This is a genomic window from Delftia sp. PE138 (genome assembly GCF_018320755.1).
Taxonomy (GTDB): domain Bacteria; phylum Pseudomonadota; class Gammaproteobacteria; order Burkholderiales; family Burkholderiaceae_C; genus Comamonas; species Comamonas tsuruhatensis.
The window spans coordinates 1,178,327-1,195,223 of the sequence record NZ_JABEPN010000001.1 but is presented as its reverse complement, the minus strand read 5'-3'; the positions used below and the strand labels follow the sequence as shown (position 1 = coordinate 1,195,223).

General features: G+C 65.3%; 15 protein-coding genes. 10 read left to right on the top strand and 5 right to left on the bottom strand.

Annotation, left to right across the window (positions count from 1 at the left end):
- Positions 1–54: 54 nt before the first annotated feature.
- Together HFGMBDPB_RS05390 and HFGMBDPB_RS05385 are read left to right on the top strand one after the other, a co-directional pair.
- Positions 55–675 (top strand): hypothetical protein, encoded by a 621-nt coding sequence (locus tag HFGMBDPB_RS05390; protein WP_016448015.1) that lies wholly within the window; start codon positions 55–57, stop codon positions 673–675.
- Between the two features lie 441 nt (positions 676–1,116).
- Entirely contained in the window at positions 1,117–2,274 is a 1,158-nt protein-coding gene (locus tag HFGMBDPB_RS05385) for a 3-deoxy-7-phosphoheptulonate synthase (RefSeq protein WP_016453139.1), read from the top strand.
- A gap of 57 nt (positions 2,275–2,331) precedes the next feature.
- Here the strand turns inward: HFGMBDPB_RS05385 and HFGMBDPB_RS05380 are convergent, their stop codons facing one another.
- Positions 2,332–2,700, bottom strand: coding sequence for a YqcC family protein (locus HFGMBDPB_RS05380; protein ID WP_016453140.1), 369 nt, complete (start codon positions 2,698–2,700; stop codon positions 2,332–2,334).
- 247 nt (positions 2,701–2,947) lie between these two features.
- Between HFGMBDPB_RS05380 and HFGMBDPB_RS05375 the strand changes: the two genes are divergently transcribed.
- Positions 2,948–3,265: a hypothetical protein gene (locus HFGMBDPB_RS05375; RefSeq protein ID WP_016448012.1), complete on the top strand. Its 318-nt coding sequence runs from the start codon at positions 2,948–2,950 to the stop codon at positions 3,263–3,265.
- 83 nt (positions 3,266–3,348) lie between these two features.
- On the opposite strand, the gene mpl is transcribed toward HFGMBDPB_RS05375, so the two are convergent.
- A complete protein-coding gene (gene mpl, locus HFGMBDPB_RS05370; RefSeq protein ID WP_061288105.1) occupies positions 3,349–4,788 on the bottom strand; it encodes a UDP-N-acetylmuramate:L-alanyl-gamma-D-glutamyl-meso-diaminopimelate ligase in 1,440 nt (479 codons plus the stop codon).
- Between the two features lie 244 nt (positions 4,789–5,032).
- Here mpl and HFGMBDPB_RS05365 point away from each other — a divergent pair, with 244 nt between their 5' ends.
- The 7 genes from HFGMBDPB_RS05365 to HFGMBDPB_RS05335 all read left to right on the top strand — a co-directional run bounded on the left by HFGMBDPB_RS05365 (position 5,033) and on the right by HFGMBDPB_RS05335 (position 11,612).
- Positions 5,033–5,641, top strand: a complete 609-nt coding sequence (locus HFGMBDPB_RS05365) for a hypothetical protein (protein WP_016448010.1) — start codon at positions 5,033–5,035, stop codon at positions 5,639–5,641.
- A gap of 46 nt (positions 5,642–5,687) precedes the next feature.
- Positions 5,688–6,188, top strand: a complete 501-nt coding sequence (locus HFGMBDPB_RS05360; protein WP_016448009.1) for a TlpA family protein disulfide reductase — start codon at positions 5,688–5,690, stop codon at positions 6,186–6,188.
- A gap of 145 nt (positions 6,189–6,333) precedes the next feature.
- Positions 6,334–6,798 carry an acetyl-CoA carboxylase biotin carboxyl carrier protein gene (accB, locus tag HFGMBDPB_RS05355; RefSeq protein ID WP_016448008.1) on the top strand — a complete coding sequence of 155 codons (465 nt, stop codon included), beginning with the start codon at positions 6,334–6,336 and terminating at the stop codon, positions 6,796–6,798.
- A 132-nt stretch (positions 6,799–6,930) separates the two neighbouring features.
- On the top strand, positions 6,931–8,295 hold the full coding sequence (gene accC / locus HFGMBDPB_RS05350; protein WP_016448007.1) for an acetyl-CoA carboxylase biotin carboxylase subunit: 1,365 nt from the start codon (positions 6,931–6,933) through the stop codon (positions 8,293–8,295).
- Positions 8,296–8,380: 85 nt separating this feature from the next.
- Positions 8,381–9,271 (top strand): 50S ribosomal protein L11 methyltransferase, encoded by an 891-nt coding sequence (gene prmA, locus HFGMBDPB_RS05345; RefSeq protein ID WP_047217452.1) that lies wholly within the window; start codon positions 8,381–8,383, stop codon positions 9,269–9,271.
- A gap of 75 nt (positions 9,272–9,346) precedes the next feature.
- A complete protein-coding gene (locus HFGMBDPB_RS05340) occupies positions 9,347–10,675 on the top strand; it encodes a zinc-ribbon and DUF3426 domain-containing protein (protein WP_212645038.1) in 1,329 nt (442 codons plus the stop codon).
- Between the two features lie 34 nt (positions 10,676–10,709).
- Positions 10,710–11,612, top strand: coding sequence for a carbohydrate kinase family protein (locus tag HFGMBDPB_RS05335; RefSeq protein WP_061288099.1), 903 nt, complete (start codon positions 10,710–10,712; stop codon positions 11,610–11,612).
- Positions 11,613–11,709: 97 nt separating this feature from the next.
- Here the strand turns inward: HFGMBDPB_RS05335 and HFGMBDPB_RS05330 are convergent, their stop codons facing one another.
- The 3 genes from HFGMBDPB_RS05330 to HFGMBDPB_RS05320 form a co-directional block, all read right to left on the bottom strand.
- On the bottom strand, positions 11,710–12,351 hold the full coding sequence (locus tag HFGMBDPB_RS05330; RefSeq protein WP_212645037.1) for a histone: 642 nt from the start codon (positions 12,349–12,351) through the stop codon (positions 11,710–11,712).
- A 177-nt stretch (positions 12,352–12,528) separates the two neighbouring features.
- Positions 12,529–13,623, bottom strand: a complete 1,095-nt coding sequence (locus tag HFGMBDPB_RS05325; protein ID WP_016448002.1) for a ribonucleotide-diphosphate reductase subunit beta — start codon at positions 13,621–13,623, stop codon at positions 12,529–12,531.
- Positions 13,624–13,829: 206 nt separating this feature from the next.
- Positions 13,830–16,748 carry a ribonucleoside-diphosphate reductase subunit alpha gene (locus HFGMBDPB_RS05320; protein ID WP_016448001.1) on the bottom strand — a complete coding sequence of 973 codons (2,919 nt, stop codon included), beginning with the start codon at positions 16,746–16,748 and terminating at the stop codon, positions 13,830–13,832.
- Positions 16,749–16,897: the final 149 nt, after the last annotated feature.

The following is a 16,897-nucleotide window of genomic DNA, read 5'->3' as shown; positions in this document are numbered from 1 at the left end:
GTCCTGCCTGACGCGGCCCGCCGCGCTCCGTGGGCGCCGCCCGGCGCCGATTCCATGACCCAGCTTTCCTTTCCTTCCCGGCCAGGCCTGCAGACTTCTGCCCATCCCCTGCGCAGCCTGCCGGAACACTGGCGCACCTGGGCCGGCGAGTCGCGGCTGAACCGCGTCTGGCTGAACGAGTTGATCGTGGGCGATCTGCAGCCCATGCACCAGCAACTGGCCTTGTTGGCCGTTGCGCTGGACGAGGCCGTGCGCGTGCGCTATGCGGGCAGTGCACGCCCTGCCGTGGAAGAGGCCATACAGCAACTCGACCTGGCCGTGCTGGACCACCAGCACTTCCTCACCACGCTGGGGGCGGTATGGCACGCCCTCTACGAATTTCCCGCCTACCAGCGCCTGCTCAAGGGATTCAGGGAGGTCGTGCACGCCTGGCAGCAGTCCGTGCTGGTGGGCGATGCCCAGGAGCCTGAGCATTTCCGCCGCTGCGAGCGTCTGGGCTGGCGCCTGCTGGGAGATGCATGCCTGTTGATAGACATGTTTGCGGAATCCGCCGCTGTGGCCGGCGGGTTCGATGCCGCCGCAATGCAGCCTTGGTACCGGACGCGTCGCTGGCGTCCCTGGAGCGCCCTGCGCCGAGCACTGCGCAGGCTGCGCGACTCCTTGCTGCGGCGTTGAGGCGGGCCTGCCGCGATGCGCGGAAGCGTCATTTTCTGGGGTTTGCACGTTTTCAAAGGTGAATGCAAGAAAACTGCATGCCATCGTGTTTTTATCCGTGATGACGAAATATTTTTGCGTTTAACGGTTAAAAAAGCAGTTTAAGTGCTTGGTGGATTTTGAGGTTTCTCTCTGTGGCACTGTGAAGTGCGCCCCCCGTGCTGCCATGGCCATGTTGCACTGCGAAAAATGACTGTGCTACATTCAGTTCCCATGCAAGCCCGTACCTCCTTCTACTTTTACTTTTGGTTCTCCTCCCCGGCGGAAGAGAGGTAAGCGCGCGCACCCGAACAAACCTCCCTCAGAACCGCCGAAGCTGCAGAGCCCGGCGGTTTTTTGTTTTTCCCCTCCCGATTCTTCGCTCCGTTTTCCACGATCCATCTTTCCTCACGAAAGCAAGCAATGACTGCTCATCAAGCTTCCCTCGCCGATTCCTGGTATCGCGGCGGTTCCCAAAAGACTGGCCAAACCGACGACGCACGTATCAAGGACATCACCGTGTTGCCCCCTCCCGAGCACCTCATTCGCTTCTTCCCCATCCGCGGTACGGCCGTCGAAACCCTGATCGGCGATACCCGCCGCACCATCCACAACATCATGGCTGGCGAGGATGACCGCCTGCTGGTCATCGTCGGCCCCTGCTCCATCCACGATCCGGCGGCCGCCATCGAGTACGCGCGCCGCCTGGCGCCCATACGCGAGCAGTACAAGGACACGCTGGAGATCGTGATGCGCGTGTACTTCGAAAAGCCGCGCACCACCGTGGGCTGGAAGGGGCTGATCAACGATCCCTACCTGGACCAGAGCTACCGCATCGACGAGGGCCTGCGCATTGCGCGGCAACTGCTGATCGACATCAACCGCCTGGGCGTGCCGGCCGCCAGCGAGTTCCTGGACGTGATCTCTCCCCAGTACATCGCCGATCTGATCAGCTGGGGCGCCATCGGTGCGCGCACCACGGAAAGCCAGGTCCACCGTGAACTGGCCTCGGGCATCTCGGCGCCCATCGGCTTCAAGAACGGCACGGACGGCAACATCCGCATCGCCACCGACGCCATCCAGTCGGCCAGCCGTGGCCACCACTTCCTGTCGGTGCACAAGAATGGCCAGGTTGCCATCGTGAACACGGCGGGCAACCAGGATTGCCACGTCATCCTGCGCGGCGGCAAGACTCCCAACTACGACGCCGCCAACGTGGCCGCTGCCTGCGAGGACCTCGAAAAGGCGGGCCTGACGCCCACGCTGATGGTCGACTGCAGTCACGCCAACAGCTCCAAGCAGCATGAGCGCCAGAAGGACGTGGCCCGCGACATCGCCGGACAGATCAGCGGCGGCTCGCGCAGCGTGTTCGGCGTGATGATCGAAGGCCATCTTGTGGGCGGCGCCCAGAAGTTCACGCCCGGCAAGGACGAAGTGGCTGCCCTGACCTACGGCCAGAGCATTACCGACGCCTGCCTGGGCTGGGATGATTCCCTGGCCACGCTGGCCGAGCTGTCCGACGCCGTGCTGCAGCGCCGCGTCAAGCAGACCGAGGCGGCAGCAGCCTTGGTGGCTGCCTGAGGCGCAAAAGAAAACGGGGCGTCTGCGCCCCGTTTTTCGTGCCTGGCCGCTCCGTGGTCAGTGGGACGATGTGGCGTCCGGCGGAGTCAGACCGCACTGGTTCAGCGTGTCGTCTATGCCCTGCAGCAGGGCCAACAACTGGCGCTTGTCGAATTCCACGGGCTGGCTCCACTCATGTTCGGCCAGCGGATGAACGTGGCTTTGGCAGGGCAGCTGGCCGCCGGCCTCGATCACGGCACGCAGCCGGGGCAGGAAAACCCACTGCAGCCATTGCTGCAGCTTGAGCGTGTCGTACATGAAGGGCATGGTCGACGCCATGGCCTCGGGGCTTGGCGCCACGGCCGACCAGAGGCTCTGGCCGCGCAACTCATCTTCGAGCTGCTGCAGCTGGTCAAGCAGTTTCTGGTGTGTGGTGTCGGTCGTCATGCGATGCGGTTGATGAAGATTCGGGGTCCAATCTGCAGGCGATTGTACGTTTGCACCTTGAAGCGGGCGCCGTGCCGCAATGAAACACCTGCTGCTGGCAGTGCCAGCCCCAGGCTGCGGCGCTTGCGCCATGTCAGCTTGCCCGGGGTGTGGAGAAGGCGCTTGCGGTTAAGCTCGCGGTATGAGTAACGGCCCTGTCCGCGCGAGCAGGCACGGGGTTGTATCCAGTAATGACGAGAGGAGTTCCATGCGCAGCGAAGTGATTGTGGTGTTGGATGCCGGAAAAGAGTACCGCACGGACACCAACGGGCTCACCCCCATGAGTTCCGATGAAGGACGGCATTGGCTGGACCAGCAGTTCATCTCCATGGACTGCGAACCCCTGCGTGCCAGCGGCAAGGTACTGCTGGCCGACAAGCTGGTGGTGGTGGCGCGCGCGGCGCGTTCGCGTGCCGGGCTGTTCGACGACGAGCAGTGGCGCAACAGCTATGCCGTTGCAGCCCAGGCCGTGCTGTCCAAGCCGCTGATCCGTGTCGACGTGCCCGCCATGTCCATCAGCTACTGACGGCTGACAGGCGAAGGCACATGAAAGAAGCCCGGGCATGTCCCGGGCTTCTTTCATTGGGGTGGGGCTTGCTTGCGCTTTGTTCAGCCTGCGGCCTGCAGGGCAGCCAGCAGCTTGGGATGTATGCCGCCGAAGCCGCCGTTGCTCATGCACACCACATGGTCGCCCGGCCGGGCGGCTGCGAGGATCTGTCCGATCAGCGTGTCCATGTCGCCTGCCACCTGCGCCTTGCGGCCAGGGCCCACGCCCAGGGGATGCAGCGCCTCGGCGGCGTCCCAGTCCAGGCCGGCCGTGTGGCAGAACACCAGATCGGCGCTTTCCAGGGACCAGGGCAGTTGCGACTTCATGGTGCCCAGCTTCATGGTGTTGCTGCGCGGCTCGAACACCGCAAGGATGCGTGCCTGGCTGCCGAGTTTGCGGCGCAGGCCGTCCAGCGTGGTGCGTATGGCCGTGGGGTGGTGGGCGAAGTCGTCGTAGACGGATACGCCGCCCGCCATGCCGCGCAGCTCCATGCGTCGCTTGACGTTCTGAAAGCGCGCCAGCGCCTCGCAGGCCTGTGCCGGCGTCACGCCCACGTGCTCGGCTGCCGCAATGGCGGCCAGCGCGTTGAGCTGGTTGTGTTCCCCGGTCAGCGCCCATTCCAGGCGGGCCACCTTGCGGCCACGGTGCAGCACGTCGAAGGCGCTCGGATCGCCCTCTGCGCTGAAGTCGCTGACCACCGCCCCGAAGCTGGAAACCTCGCTCCAGCAGCCCTGGTGCAGCACGCGGGTGATGCTTTCCTCGATGCCGTTGACAACAAGCCGGCCCGAAGCGGGGACGGTGCGCACCAGATGGTGGAACTGGCGTTCGATGGCACCGAGATCCTCGAAGATGTCGGCGTGATCGAACTCCAGGTTGTTGAGCACGGCCGTGCGCGGGCGGTAGTGCACGAACTTGCTGCGCTTGTCGAAGAAGGCCGTGTCGTATTCATCGGCCTCGATGACGAAGACGGGCTCCGCGCCGGCCGGGCCCTCGCCTGGCGTCGGGCGCCTGGATGCACCCAAGCGGGCCGAGACGCCGAAGTCCAGCGGCACGCCGCCGACCAGAAAGCCCGGAGCCAGGCCTGCGCATTCGAGAATCCAGGCCAGCATCGACGTCGTGGTCGTCTTGCCATGCGTGCCGGCCACGGCCAGCACATGGCGCGGGCAGGACGGATGGTGCAGCACATGTTCGCAAAGCCATTGCGGCCCGCTGGTGTAGGGAGCGCCGCTTTCGAGGATTGCCTCCATCAGCGGGAACTTGGGGCTGCCGTCGGGCAGGCGCGCGCGGCTGACCACGTTGCCTACGACATACATGTCGGGTTGCAGGGTCATCTGGTCGGCGCCGTAGCCCTCGATCAGCTCGATGCCCAGTGCACGCAGCTGATCGCTCATCGGCGGGTAGACGCCGGCGTCGCAGCCTGTGACGCGGTGCCCAGCTTCGCGCGCCAGCGCGGCCAGTCCGCCCATGAAGGTGCCGCAGATGCCCAGAATATGTATGTGCATGGCCGGGCATTCTACGGTTGCCGCCATGTCCGGGATGGCTGGCCTGCAAAAACAGGAGCTTGCGGCCCAGCAGGCACCGGGTCCCGGAAACACAAGGTTGCGAAATCGCCGGTGCAAGGCGCTGGCAGGAACATGCAAAGCCCGTCAGCGGCCGGCGTTGCCGCGGCTTGGGTCACAATGGCCCGGGGCCATCCGCAGGGAAGGCCTCTTATATATATGTAGGGATACAGCGGATCGTAAAGCCATGGACCAAGCCACTGCCGAAATTGCCCAGACTGCGGCCCGCCTCGTGGTCGAGGAAGGTCTGGAATGGGGGCCTGCCAAGCACCGCGCTGTGCGCCAGCTGGGACTGCCCTCGCGCACTGCGCTGCCGGGCAATGACCTGGTGGAAGAGGCTGTGCGCGAATACATCGCCCTGTTCTGCGCCGACACCCAGCCCCAGGAACTGCAGGCCCTGCGCGAGCTGGCTCTGCAATGGATGGATCGCCTGGCCGAGTTCCGTCCCCACTTGGCCGGCGCCGTCTGGCGCGGCACGGCCACGCGCCTGTCCGATATTTATCTGCAACTGTTCTGCGACGACCCCAAATCGGCAGAGATCGCACTGATCAACCAGCATGTGAACTACGAACCCAGCACCGTGACGGGATTCACCGGCCAGAGCGTGGAGGCGCTGAGCATCCATGCCTTCTGCCGCCCGCTGAACGAGGATGTGGGTGTGCACCTGCTGGTCCATGATCTTGACGATCTGCGCGGCGCGCTCAAGCCCGATGGACAGGGGCGCAGCCCGCGTGGCAGCGCAGAGGCATTGCGCAAGCTGTTGAACCAGGACGAAGGGGAGGCCGACCGTGGCTGATTCCGTGGATGCAGGTCAAAACACATCTTCCCGCCGCCGCTGGCTGATGGGCGGCGTTGCCGCCGCTGCGGGACTGGGTGGCGCCGGATTGGCCTGGTGGCGATTTCAGCCCCATGCCATGGAGTCCAGCGCCGAAGAGCAGCTGTGGCAGCAGCGTTTCATCACGCCGGATGGCTCGGCCATGACGCTGTCGCGCTGGCGTGGCAAGCCGGTGCTGGTCAATTTCTGGGCCACCTGGTGCCCGCCGTGCGTGCGCGAACTGCCCATGCTGGATGCCTTCTCGGCACGCCAAGACCAGCATGGCATTCAGGTCATTGGCCTGGCCGTGGACAAGCCCGAGGCAGTGCAGCGCTTTCTGGGCCGCACACCCCTGCGTTTCCCCGTGGCGCTGGCGGTGGAAGGCGGTCTGGGCCTGACCCGCTCGCTCGGCAATCTGCAGGGCGGACTGCCCTTCACCGTGCTGCTCGGCGAGGATGGCCTGGTGCGGCAACGTAAAATAGGTGAGCTTACTACCGAAGATCTGGCTTCCTGGAGCGCAAAAGGCTGATTTCCGCAGCGACCGAGCCTGTGCAGGCTCAGGAAATCCCCCGAATTCCATGGCGACGTTGATGAAAAATATGCCTCAAAGCACGCAGAAGGGCGAAATTGGAGTAAATTCGCGCCCTATTTAGTTGTTAGCCGCTGGAGCTCCCATGGATTTGCGAAAACTCAAGACCCTCATTGATCTGGTGTCCGAATCGAACGTGTCGGAACTGGAGATCACCGAAGCAGAGGGCAAGGTCCGGATCGTCAAGAGCGAAGGCGCCGTGGTGCAGCACTACGTGGCTGCGCCCATGCAGGCTCCGATGGCTGCGCCCGTGGCAGCACCTGTGGCCGCTCCTGCAGCAGCGCCCGTGGCAGCCCCTGCCGAGGCAGCCGTCGCGGGACATGTGGTGAAGTCGCCCATGGTCGGCACCTTCTACCGCGCATCCAGCCCTGGCGGCAAGCCTTTCGTGGAAGTGGGCAACCAGGTCAAGGAAGGCGAGACCATCTGCATCATCGAAGCGATGAAGATTCTCAACGAGATCGAGGCCGACAAGAGCGGCACCATTACCCGCATCCTGGGTGAAAACGGCCAGGCCGTCGAGTACGGCCAGCCCCTGTTCGTGATCGAGTAACCTGCAGGCGAGCGATGCCGCAAGCGGCACGACGCCCTGGCGCGAACGCATGCCGCGGCGCGACAGAGCAATTGGCTCAACTGACGGCTTCGGCCTGCGTACCGCCGCAGGCACCAAGCCGCGAGGACCTTCATGTTTAAGAAAATTTTGGTTGCCAACCGGGGCGAGATCGCCCTGCGCATCCAGCGCGCCTGCCGTGAACTGGGCATCAAGGCGGTGATGGTGTATTCCGAGGCCGACCGTGACGCAAAGTACGTCAAGCTGGCCGACGAGGCCGTGTGCATCGGCCCCGCTCCTTCGCCGCTGAGCTACCTCAACATGCCGGCCATCATCTCGGCCGCCGAGGTGACCGACGCCGAGGCGATCCACCCTGGCTACGGCTTTCTCAGCGAGAACGCCGACTTTGCCGAGCGCGTGGAAAAGAGCGGCTTCACCTTCATCGGCCCCACGCCCGACAACATCCGCACCATGGGTGACAAGGTCTCGGCCAAGCAGGCCATGATCAAGGCGGGCGTGCCCTGCGTGCCGGGCTCGGACGGCGAACTGCCCGACGATCCGGTGCAGATCCGCCGCATCGCCAAGGCCGTGGGCTATCCGGTGATCATCAAGGCAGCAGGCGGCGGCGGTGGCCGTGGCATGCGCGTGGTGCATACCGAGGCGGCGCTGATCAATGCCGTGCAGATGACCAAGGCCGAGGCCGGTGCGGCCTTCGGCAATCCGGCCGTCTACATGGAGAAGTTCCTGCAGAACCCGCGCCATGTGGAAATCCAGATCCTGGCCGACAACCATCGCAATGCCGTCTACCTGGGCGAGCGCGACTGCTCCATGCAGCGCCGCCACCAGAAGGTCATCGAGGAAGCGCCGGCTCCCGGCATTCCCCGTCGCCTGGTCGAGAAGATCGGCGAGCGCTGCGCTGCAGCCTGCAAGAAGCTGGGCTACCGTGGCGCAGGCACCTTTGAGTTCCTCTACGAAAACGGCGAGTTCTACTTCATCGAGATGAACACGCGCGTGCAGGTGGAGCATCCGGTGACGGAACTGATCACGGGCGTGGACATCGTTCGCACCCAGATCATGGTGGCCGCAGGCGAGAAGCTGCCTTTCACCCAGCGCCAGATCAATGCCCAGCTCAAGGGCCATGCGATCGAATGCCGCGTGAATGCCGAGGACCCCTACAACTTCATGCCTTCGCCAGGCCGCATCACCATGTGGCATGCGCCCGGTGGCCCGGGCGTGCGCGTGGACTCGCACGTCTACAACAACTACTTCGTGCCGCCGAACTACGACTCCATGATCGGCAAGATCATCGTTCACGGCGACACGCGCGAGCAGGCGCTGGCACGCATGCGCACTGCGCTGCTGGAGACCGTGGTCGAAGGCATCAAGACCAACATCCCGCTGCACCAGGACCTGATGGTGGACGCCAAGTTCATGGAAGGCGGCACCAACATCCACTACCTGGAAGAGTGGCTGGCGCACCGCAACGCCAACAAGCGTTGAGCGGGTCACCCGATCGACCATGCATGCTGGCCCCCGGCGACGGCGGCCGGCATTTTTCATTGATTGCTTAGAAAAGGATGGGCCCATGTTCGAGTTGAGCCTGCTGTGCCCGGAAGACCGGGTCGAAACCATCAGCGATGCACTGGATGCGCTGGACGCCCTGAGCGTATCGGTCGAGGACGCCGACGCGCAGACCGAGGCCGAGCAGGCCCTGTTCGGCGAGCCCGGCATGCCGCCACCCAAAGACGGCTGGCAGCGCAGCCGCCTGGTGGCGCTGTTCCCCACGCAGCAAGCGGCCGAAGAGGCACGTGATCTGCTGCTGCCCCAGGACTTCTTCGAGGGCTGCAGCATCATCGCCGTCAAGCAGGTGCCCGAGCAGGACTGGGTGCGCCTGACGCAGTCGCAGTTCGCCCCCGTGGACATCACCCCCGAATTCTGGATCGTTCCCACCTGGCACGAGCTGCCGCCGCAGGCGCGCGTGAGCATCCGCCTGGACCCGGGCCTGGCCTTCGGCACGGGTACGCACCCGACCACGCGCATGTGCCTGCGCTGGATCGCACGCCAGCCCGAGGGCAGCCTGGGGCGCACGCTGGACTACGGCTGCGGCTCCGGCATCCTGGCCATCGGTGCGGCCAAGTTCGGTGCCACCGACATCGACGCGGTGGACATCGACCCGGCTGCCGTGGAGTCCACGCGCTACAACGCCGATGCCAACGCCGTGCAGTTGAAGGCCGGCCTGCCCGATGCCGTGACGGGTGAATATAGCACCGTGCTGGCCAACATCCTGGCCACGCCGCTCAAGGTGCTGGCGCCGCTGCTGTGCGCCCGCGTGGCGGAGGGTGGAAGCCTGGTGCTGGCCGGCATCCTGGAGCGCCAGGCCGACGAACTCAAGCAGGCCTACGCGCCGTACCTGGCACTCGAAGTCGCCGACAGCGAAGATGGCTGGATCCTGATGACCGCGCGCCGCGCGGCCTGATTTGCGCCACGAGTCCCTGCGCGGCTGCCGCCTTCATGGCGCGGGCCGCGAGCAGCTGCCTACAATCGATCGCTGATGAGCCAAGTCACCCGCTGTCCTGCCTGTGGAACCCGCTTCAAAGTGGTGGCCGACCAGCTGCGAATTTCGCAGGGGTGGGTGCGCTGCGGCGTCTGCCATGAAGTGTTCGATGCCTCCGAGGATCTGCAGCCCCTGCCGGCCACGCCTGCGCATGCCGCCGGCAATCCCGTGGCGGGCGGGGCATCGCTCGATGGGCCGGAATTCGAGGACGATGACATCCGCGAATTCCGGGAGTCCATGTGGCTGCCGACGGCGCCCGTGGGGCTGCCGGGGCGGGGTGCTCCGGCACCGGCTGCAGCCACGGCAACTGCTGCAAGCACGGCGCCTGCTGCCAGGGTCGAGCCTTCGCCTGCCGTGCCGCCTGCCGAAGCTGCGGCTCCGCAGGCGCCCGCGCCCACGTCCACGGCGCCGCCTGCGCAGACCCCTTCGGCTTTTGGCGCCGACGATCCGGGCCGCGAGCTGCCTGGCGCGTCGCTGGTGGACGAGATCCTGGCGGCGTCCGTGGCTGCACCAGCGGCGCAGTCCCAGCCTGACGCGCGGCATGAGCCGGCGGTGGCGTCCCCGCCCGGCCTGGAGCCCGAACCCCAGCCCGAGCCTGAACACAAGCCTGTTTCCGCGCCATCGCCGCACAAGGTGGATGGTGCCGTGCCGTCCCAGAAAGCCGATGCGCCTTCGCTGTCCGTCCCGACGGGCCTGGTCCGTGAATCGGAGCGGCAGGCGCAGGTATCCGTGCCTTCGCCGGAGTTCTCCCGCTGGCCCGACAGCGACGGCGAGGGTGGCAGCGACGACCAGCCTGCGCTGCCCGAGGCCGAGCCCGGCTTTGTGCGTCAGGCGCGGCGCAAGGCCTTCTGGCGCCGGCCTGCCGTACGCGTGGCCCTTGTGCTGGGCTGCCTGCTGGGCGCGGGCGCTTTGGCAGGCCAGGTGATGTGGGGCCAGCGCGATGCGCTGGCCGTGCAGCATCCTTCGCTGGCGCCCACGCTGCAGACCCTGTGCGCCATGGCGGGCTGCGAGCTGCAGCCGCGCCGACAGATCGGCGATGTGGTGATCGGCAGTTCGGGTTTTCGGCAGCTGCCGCGCAACGGCCAGTACCAATGGAGCCTGACCCTGGAGAACCGTTCCAGCTTCCCCGTGGCCATGCCCGCTGTCGAACTCACGCTCACCGATGCGCAGGACAAGCTGCTGCTGCGGCGCGTGATCCGGCTCGACCAGTTCGGTGCCCCGGCGCAGATCGAGGGCCATGGCGAATGGAGCGTGACCGCCCCGGTCGAAGTGCAGGGCCTGGAGTCCGCCGTTGCCGGTTACCGCGCCCTGGTTTTTTATCCCTGATTCCCCTGACTCTTCAAGAAAGCCGAGACACACCATGGCCGCTCTCATCTGCGGATCGCTTGCGTTCGACAACATCATGACCTTCGACGGAAGGTTTGCCGACCAGATCCTGCCTGACCAGTTGCACATCCTCAATGTGTCCTTCCTGGTGCCCACGCTGCGCCGCGATTTCGGCGGGTGCGCGGGCAACATCGCCTATGCGCTGAGGCTGCTGGGGGGCGATGCCTGGCCCATGGCCATGGTGGGCAGTGACGGTGCCGAATATGTGCAGCGCCTGCAGGAGCTGGGCGTGCACACGGCGCACATCGGCCAGTTGCAGGACACGCACACGGCCCAGTGCATGATCATGACCGACCGCGACAACAACCAGATCACGGCCTTCCACCCGGGCGCCATGATGCAGGCCCACGGCAACCGCATCACCCCCGAACTCAGGGAGCAGGTGCGCGTGGGCATCATCGCTCCCGATGGCCGCGAGGCCATGATCGAGCATGCCCAGCAGTTCAAGGCTGCAGGCATTCCCTTCGTCTTCGATCCGGGCCAGGGCCTGCCCATGTTCGACGGGCAGGATCTGCGCCGCTTCATCGAGCAGGCCGACTGGGTGGCCGTGAACGACTATGAAGCCCGCATGCTCAGCGAGCGCACGGGCTGGAGCCTGGAGCAGATTTCAGGGCAGGTGCAGGGCCTGGTGGTGACGCTGGGCGCGCAAGGCTGCGAGGTCTGGGTGCAAGGCACCAGGACCCCGGTGGCGCCTGTGCAGCCCGCTGCCGTGGTCGACCCCACCGGCTGTGGCGACGCGTGGCGTGGCGCCCTGCTGTTCGGCCTGGAGCGTGGCTGGGATCTGGTGCGTTGTGCAGAACTGGGCAACCGCCTGGGTGCGCTCAAGATTGCCAGCCGCGGCCCGCAGAACTACGTGCTGGACTTCGCCAAGCCCTGATGCGGTGATCGCCGGGTGGCGGTACAGCCGCCATCGTCGCAATGAAAAAAGCCCGACTCGAAAGAGCCGGGCTTTTTGCTTTGAGACCGGAGAAGTCTCAGGGCTTGCTGCCTGTGGGGAAGGGCCATGCGGCTTGGGGTGCCAGGCGGGTTTGCGCGATGGGCGCGGGTGCGGCAGCGGGAGCTGCAGGCGCGGCAGCGGCGGGAGCTGCTGCGGCCTTCTTGGGAGCAGCGGCCTTCTTCGGCGCTGCAGCCTTCTTGGCGGGAGCGGCAGGAGCTGCTGCAGCCTTGGCGGGTGCTGCTGCGGGCTTGGCAGCCGGTGCAGCGGCGGGCTTCTTGGCCGCAGGAGCTGCAGCCTTCTTGGCGGGAGCTGCGGCCTTCTTGGCGGCAGGAGCAGCAGCCTTCTTGGCAGGCGCGGCAGCCTTCTTTGCAGCAGGAGCAGCAGCCTTCTTGGCNGGAGCNGCGGCCTTCTTGGCAGCAGGNGCNGCAGCCTTCTTGGCGGGAGCAGCGGCCTTCTTNGCAGCAGGCGCAGCAGCCTTCTTGGCAGCAGGAGCAGCAGCCTTCTTGGCGGGAGCGGCAGCCTTCTTTGCAGCAGGAGCCGCAGCCTTCTTGGCGGGCGCTGCCTTGGCAGTGGCCGTGGCTTTCTTCACGGCTTCAGCCTTGGGGGCGGCCGCCTTTTTGGCGGTGGTCTTCTTGTCGGTGGGGGCCTTGGTAGAGGCCGTCTTCTTCGCAGTTGCCATCATCTTCTCCTTCGTTGATTTGCACAAAACACTTCGGGGTACGGGGCTCCGAAGCGATTCAATGCGATGTGGAGTGACGCATCGCAATGAACACGGAGACGCCCCACGCCGCAACACCATCGGTATTGCAAAAGCGTGAAGCGCGTCATGGTTCGCATTGTGCCTGCAGAGAAGCGATTAATCCCAGGAAAGTGCGCCTCCGGTTTGATACTCGATGACGCGTGTCTCAAAGAAGTTACGTTCCTTCTTCAAATCGATCATCTCGCTCATCCAGGGGAACGGGTTTTCCTCGTTGGGGAACAGGGCCTCCAGGCCGATCTGCGTGGCGCGGCGGTTGGCGATGTAGCGCAGGTATCCCTTGAACATCGATGCGTTCATGCCCAGCACGCCGCGCGGCATGGTGTCCTCTGCGTAGCGGTATTCCAGCTCGACGGCCTTGACGAAAAGCGCCGTGATTTCTTCCTTGAATTCGGGTGTCCACAGCTGCGGATTTTCGAGCTTGAGCTGGTTGATCAGGTCGATGCCGAAGTTGCAGTGCATGGACTCGTCGCGCAGGATGTACTGGTACTGCTCGGCAGCGCCGGTCATCTTGTTCTGACGGCCCAGGGCCAGGATCTGCGTGAAGCCCACGTAGAAGAACAGGCCCTCCATCAGGCAGGCGAAAACGATGAGCGACTTCAGCAGCGTCTGGTCGGTCTCGAAGGTGCCGGTCTTGAAGCTGGGGTCCATGATCGCCTCGATGAAGGGGATCAGGAATTCGTCCTTGTCGCGGATGGAGGGAACCTCGAGATAGGCGTTGAAGATCTCGCCTTCATCCAGGCCCAGCGACTCCACGATGTACTGGTAGGCGTGGGTGTGGATGGCTTCCTCGAAGGCCTGGCGCAGCAGGAACTGGCGGCACTCGGGTGCGGTGATGTGGCGGTAGGTGCCCAGCACGATGTTGTTGGCAGCCAGCGAGTCGGCCGTCACGAAGAAGCCCAGGTTGCGCTTGACGATGCGGCGCTCGTCCTCGGTCAGGCCGTTGGGGTCCTTCCACAGGGCGATGTCGCGGTTCATGTTCACTTCCTGCGGCATCCAGTGGTTGGCGCAGGTGGCCAGGTACTTTTCCCAGGCCCACTTGTACTTGAAGGGCACCAGCTGGTTGACGTCGGTCTTGGCGTTGATGATTCGCTTGTCGGCGGCGTTGACGCGCTGGTGTGTGCCGGTGGCGGGGGCAGCTCCTGCGCCGGTCGGCGTGTTCGAGAGGGTGGCGTCGTCGTCAAAGGTCAGCATTGCAATTTTCTCCGGCATGCCCTGAGGCATATGTTCAGTTCATTCGGTGCGAAAGAGGCCTCTCTTTCTGCTCCGGTCAATGTAGGACCATGGGTGGCCTGGCATGTTGAGCAGGCCCAAGGTCCATGGCGAAGATCCTGCGCATGGCGCTGGCTGGCGGGCAGGGCGCGGGGCCTGCGCCGTGGCGAGGCCCCGCGCTGCGCGGCTTACTGGCAGGCTTCGCAGCCGGGATCGTCGATGGCGCAGAACTTGATGTCCGTCGCCGGGGCCTGGGCGCGTGCGGCGGCTGCCGCGGCTTCCAGGGCGCTGGAGGTGCTCACGGCAGCGGGCTGGGCGGCAGCCGTGGGCACTGCGTTGAGCACGCGGCTTTGCACCGTGGACTTCTCGATGTTGGTGGCGCTGGTGGTGCGCAGGTAGTAGGTGGTCTTCAGGCCACGCAGCCAGGCCAGCTTGTAGGTGTCGTCCAGCTTCTTGCCCGAGGCGCCGGCCATGTAGATGTTCAGGCTCTGGGCCTGGTCGATCCACTTCTGGCGGCGTGCAGCGGCCTCGACCAGCCAGGTGGGCTCGACCTCGAAGGCGGTGGCGTACAGGTTCTTGACGTCCTGGGGCACGCGGTCGATGGGGCGCAGCGAGCCGTCGAAATGCTTGAGGTCCATGACCATCACGTCGTCCCACAGGCCCAGGCGCTTCAGGTCGCGCACCAGGTACTGGTTGATGACGGTGAACTCGCCGGACAGGTTGGACTTGACCGACAGGTTGCCGAACGAAGGCTCGATGGAGGCATCGACGCCGACGATGTTGGAGATGGTCGCCGTGGGGGCGATGGCCACGCAGTTGGAGTTGCGCATGCCGTGCTGGCCGATCTTGGCGCGCAGCGCATCCCAGTCCAGGCGCGAGGAACGGTCCACTTCCACGTAGCCGCCGCGGGCCTTCTCCAGCAGGTTCAGCGTGTCCAGCGGCAGGATGCCCTGGTCCCACAGCGAGCCCTTGTAGCTGGAGTACTGGCCGCGTTCCCTGGCCAGTTCGGTGGAGGCCCAGTAGGCGTAGTAGCAGATGGCTTCCATCGACTGGTCGGCGAACTCGACGGCCGCGTCGCTGGCGTAGGCGATGCGCATTTCATAGAGCGCATCCTGGAAGCCCATCAGGCCCAGGCCCACGGGGCGATGGCGCAGGTTGGAGTCCTTGGCCTTCTGCACGGCGTAGTAGTTGATGTCGATCACGTTGTCCAGCATGCGCATGGCCGTGGTGATGGTCTTGCGCAGCTTGCCGTGGTCGATGGCGCCGTTGGTGATGTGGCGCGCCAGGTTGACCGAGCCCAGGTTGCAGACGGCGGTCTCGGTGTCGCTGGTGTTCAGCGTGATCTCGGTGCACAGGTTGGACGAGTGCACCACGCCGGCGTGCTGCTGGGGCGAGCGCACGTTGCAGGGGTCCTTGAAGGTGACCCAGGGGTGGCCGGTCTCGAACAGCATGGACAGCATCTTGCGCCACAGGTCCACGGCCGGGATGCGCTTGAACAGCTTGAGCTCGCCGGTGTCGGCCTTGGTTTCGTAGGCCGTGTAGGCGCGCTCGAAGGCTGCGCCGAAGAGGTCGTGCAGGTCGCCGACATCGGAGGGCGAGAACAGGGTCCACTGGCCCTTTTCCATGACGCGCTTCATGAACAGGTCGGGAATCCAGTTCGCCGTGTTCATGTCGTGCGTGCGGCGGCGGTCGTCGCCCGTGTTCTTGCGCAGCTCGAGGAATTCCTCGATGTCCAGGTGCCAGGTCTCCAGGTACGTGCAGACGGCGCCCTTGCGCTTGCCGCCCTGGTTCACGGCCACGGCCGTGTCGTTGACCACCTTGAGGAAGGGCACCACGCCCTGCGACTCGCCGTTCGTGCCCTTGATGCGCGAACCCAGGGCGCGCACGCGCGTCCAGTCGTTGCCCAGGCCGCCGGCGAACTTGGACAGCAGGGCGTTTTCCTTGATCGACTCATAGATGCCGTCCAGATCGTCGGGCACCGTGGTCAGGTAGCACGAAGACAGCTGCGAGCGCAGCGTGCCGCTGTTGAACAGCGTGGGCGTGCTGCTCATGAAGTCGAAGGAAGACAGCAGTTCGTAGAACTCGATGGCGCGCGCGTTGCGGTCCTCTTCCTGCAGCGCCAGGCCCATGGCCACGCGCATGAAGAAGGACTGGGGCAGCTCGATGCGCGTCTTGCGCACGTGCAGGAAGTAGCGGTCGTACAGGGTCTGCAGGCCCAGGTAGTCGAACTGCTGGTCGCGTTCGGCCTTGAGGGCGGCAGCCAGGCGGGGCAGGTCGTAGTTCAGCAGCTCGGGGTTGAGCAGCTCGTTGTCCACGCCCTTCTGGATGAAGCCGGGGAAGTAGGCGGCGTAGGCCGACTGGATGTCGGCAGGCTGCACGTCATGGCCCATGACCTCGCGCACGATGGTGTGCAGCAGCAGGCGGGCGGTGACGTAGGTGTAGTCGGGGTCCTTTTCGATCAGCGTGCGCGCGGCCAGGATGGAGGCCTTGAAGACTTCTTCGATCGGCACGCCGTCGTACAGGTTGCGCAGCGTCTCGGCAACGATGGGCGCGGCCTGGATGTCGGCATTGAGGTTGCGGCAGGAGGCCTCGATCAGGGCCAGCAGGCGGGCCTGGTCCAGCGGAACGCGCTGGCCGTTGTCGGTCACATGCAGCACGGGGGCGGGCGCGGCCGCAGCGGCGGCAGCGGCCTCGGCGGCCTTCTTCTGCTCGGCACGCTCCTGGTTGCGGCGGTCGCGGTACAGCACGTAGGCGCGCGCCACGTCGTGGTGGCCGCCGCGCATCAGGCCCAGCTCGACCTGGTCCTGCACGTCTTCAATATGGAAGGTGCCGCCGCCCGGACGCGAGCGCAGCAGGGCGCGCACCACGGCCTGGGTGAGCTCGTCCACGGTCTCGCGCACGCTGGCGGAGGCAGCGCCCTGGGCGCCGCGCACGGCCAGGAAGGCCTTGGTCAGCGCGACGGCGATCTTTTGCGGGGTGAAGGGCACCACGTCGCCGCTGCGGCGGATGATCTGGTAGCCGTCCTGCACGGACAGGTGATGGGCGGAGGAAGGATTGGCAGCATCACCGTGCGCAGCGGGAGCCAAAGAATTCAGTGCTTCTTGCATGAGTTTCCTCAACGGGTGTTTGTGGATAGAACGGACGCGGACCTGCACTGGGGGCAGGCTTGCTGGGAGATGGAATCGGGGCCGGATGTGCACACCGTTTTCACAGGGTGTGCACAGCTTGTGAACACTAGATATGGTGTCCGGCGTGC

What these genes read in the sequence shown, in the direction of transcription:
- HFGMBDPB_RS05390 (WP_016448015.1), top strand. Translation starts at nt 55, where the DNA reads ATGACCCAGCTTTCCTTTCCTTCCCGGCCAGGCCTGCAGACTTCTGCC.
- HFGMBDPB_RS05385 (WP_016453139.1), top strand. Translation starts at nt 1,117, where the DNA reads ATGACTGCTCATCAAGCTTCCCTCGCCGATTCCTGGTATCGCGGCGGT.
- HFGMBDPB_RS05380 (WP_016453140.1), bottom strand. Translation starts at nt 2,700, where the DNA reads ATGACGACCGACACCACACACCAGAAACTGCTTGACCAGCTGCAGCAG.
- HFGMBDPB_RS05375 (WP_016448012.1), top strand. Translation starts at nt 2,948, where the DNA reads ATGCGCAGCGAAGTGATTGTGGTGTTGGATGCCGGAAAAGAGTACCGC.
- mpl (WP_061288105.1), bottom strand. Translation starts at nt 4,788, where the DNA reads ATGCACATACATATTCTGGGCATCTGCGGCACCTTCATGGGCGGACTG.
- HFGMBDPB_RS05365 (WP_016448010.1), top strand. Translation starts at nt 5,033, where the DNA reads ATGGACCAAGCCACTGCCGAAATTGCCCAGACTGCGGCCCGCCTCGTG.
- HFGMBDPB_RS05360 (WP_016448009.1), top strand. Translation starts at nt 5,688, where the DNA reads ATGGGCGGCGTTGCCGCCGCTGCGGGACTGGGTGGCGCCGGATTGGCC.
- accB (WP_016448008.1), top strand. Translation starts at nt 6,334, where the DNA reads ATGGATTTGCGAAAACTCAAGACCCTCATTGATCTGGTGTCCGAATCG.
- accC (WP_016448007.1), top strand. Translation starts at nt 6,931, where the DNA reads ATGTTTAAGAAAATTTTGGTTGCCAACCGGGGCGAGATCGCCCTGCGC.
- prmA (WP_047217452.1), top strand. Translation starts at nt 8,381, where the DNA reads ATGTTCGAGTTGAGCCTGCTGTGCCCGGAAGACCGGGTCGAAACCATC.
- HFGMBDPB_RS05340 (WP_212645038.1), top strand. Translation starts at nt 9,347, where the DNA reads ATGAGCCAAGTCACCCGCTGTCCTGCCTGTGGAACCCGCTTCAAAGTG.
- HFGMBDPB_RS05335 (WP_061288099.1), top strand. Translation starts at nt 10,710, where the DNA reads ATGGCCGCTCTCATCTGCGGATCGCTTGCGTTCGACAACATCATGACC.
- HFGMBDPB_RS05325 (WP_016448002.1), bottom strand. Translation starts at nt 13,623, where the DNA reads ATGCTGACCTTTGACGACGACGCCACCCTCTCGAACACGCCGACCGGC.
- HFGMBDPB_RS05320 (WP_016448001.1), bottom strand. Translation starts at nt 16,748, where the DNA reads ATGCAAGAAGCACTGAATTCTTTGGCTCCCGCTGCGCACGGTGATGCT.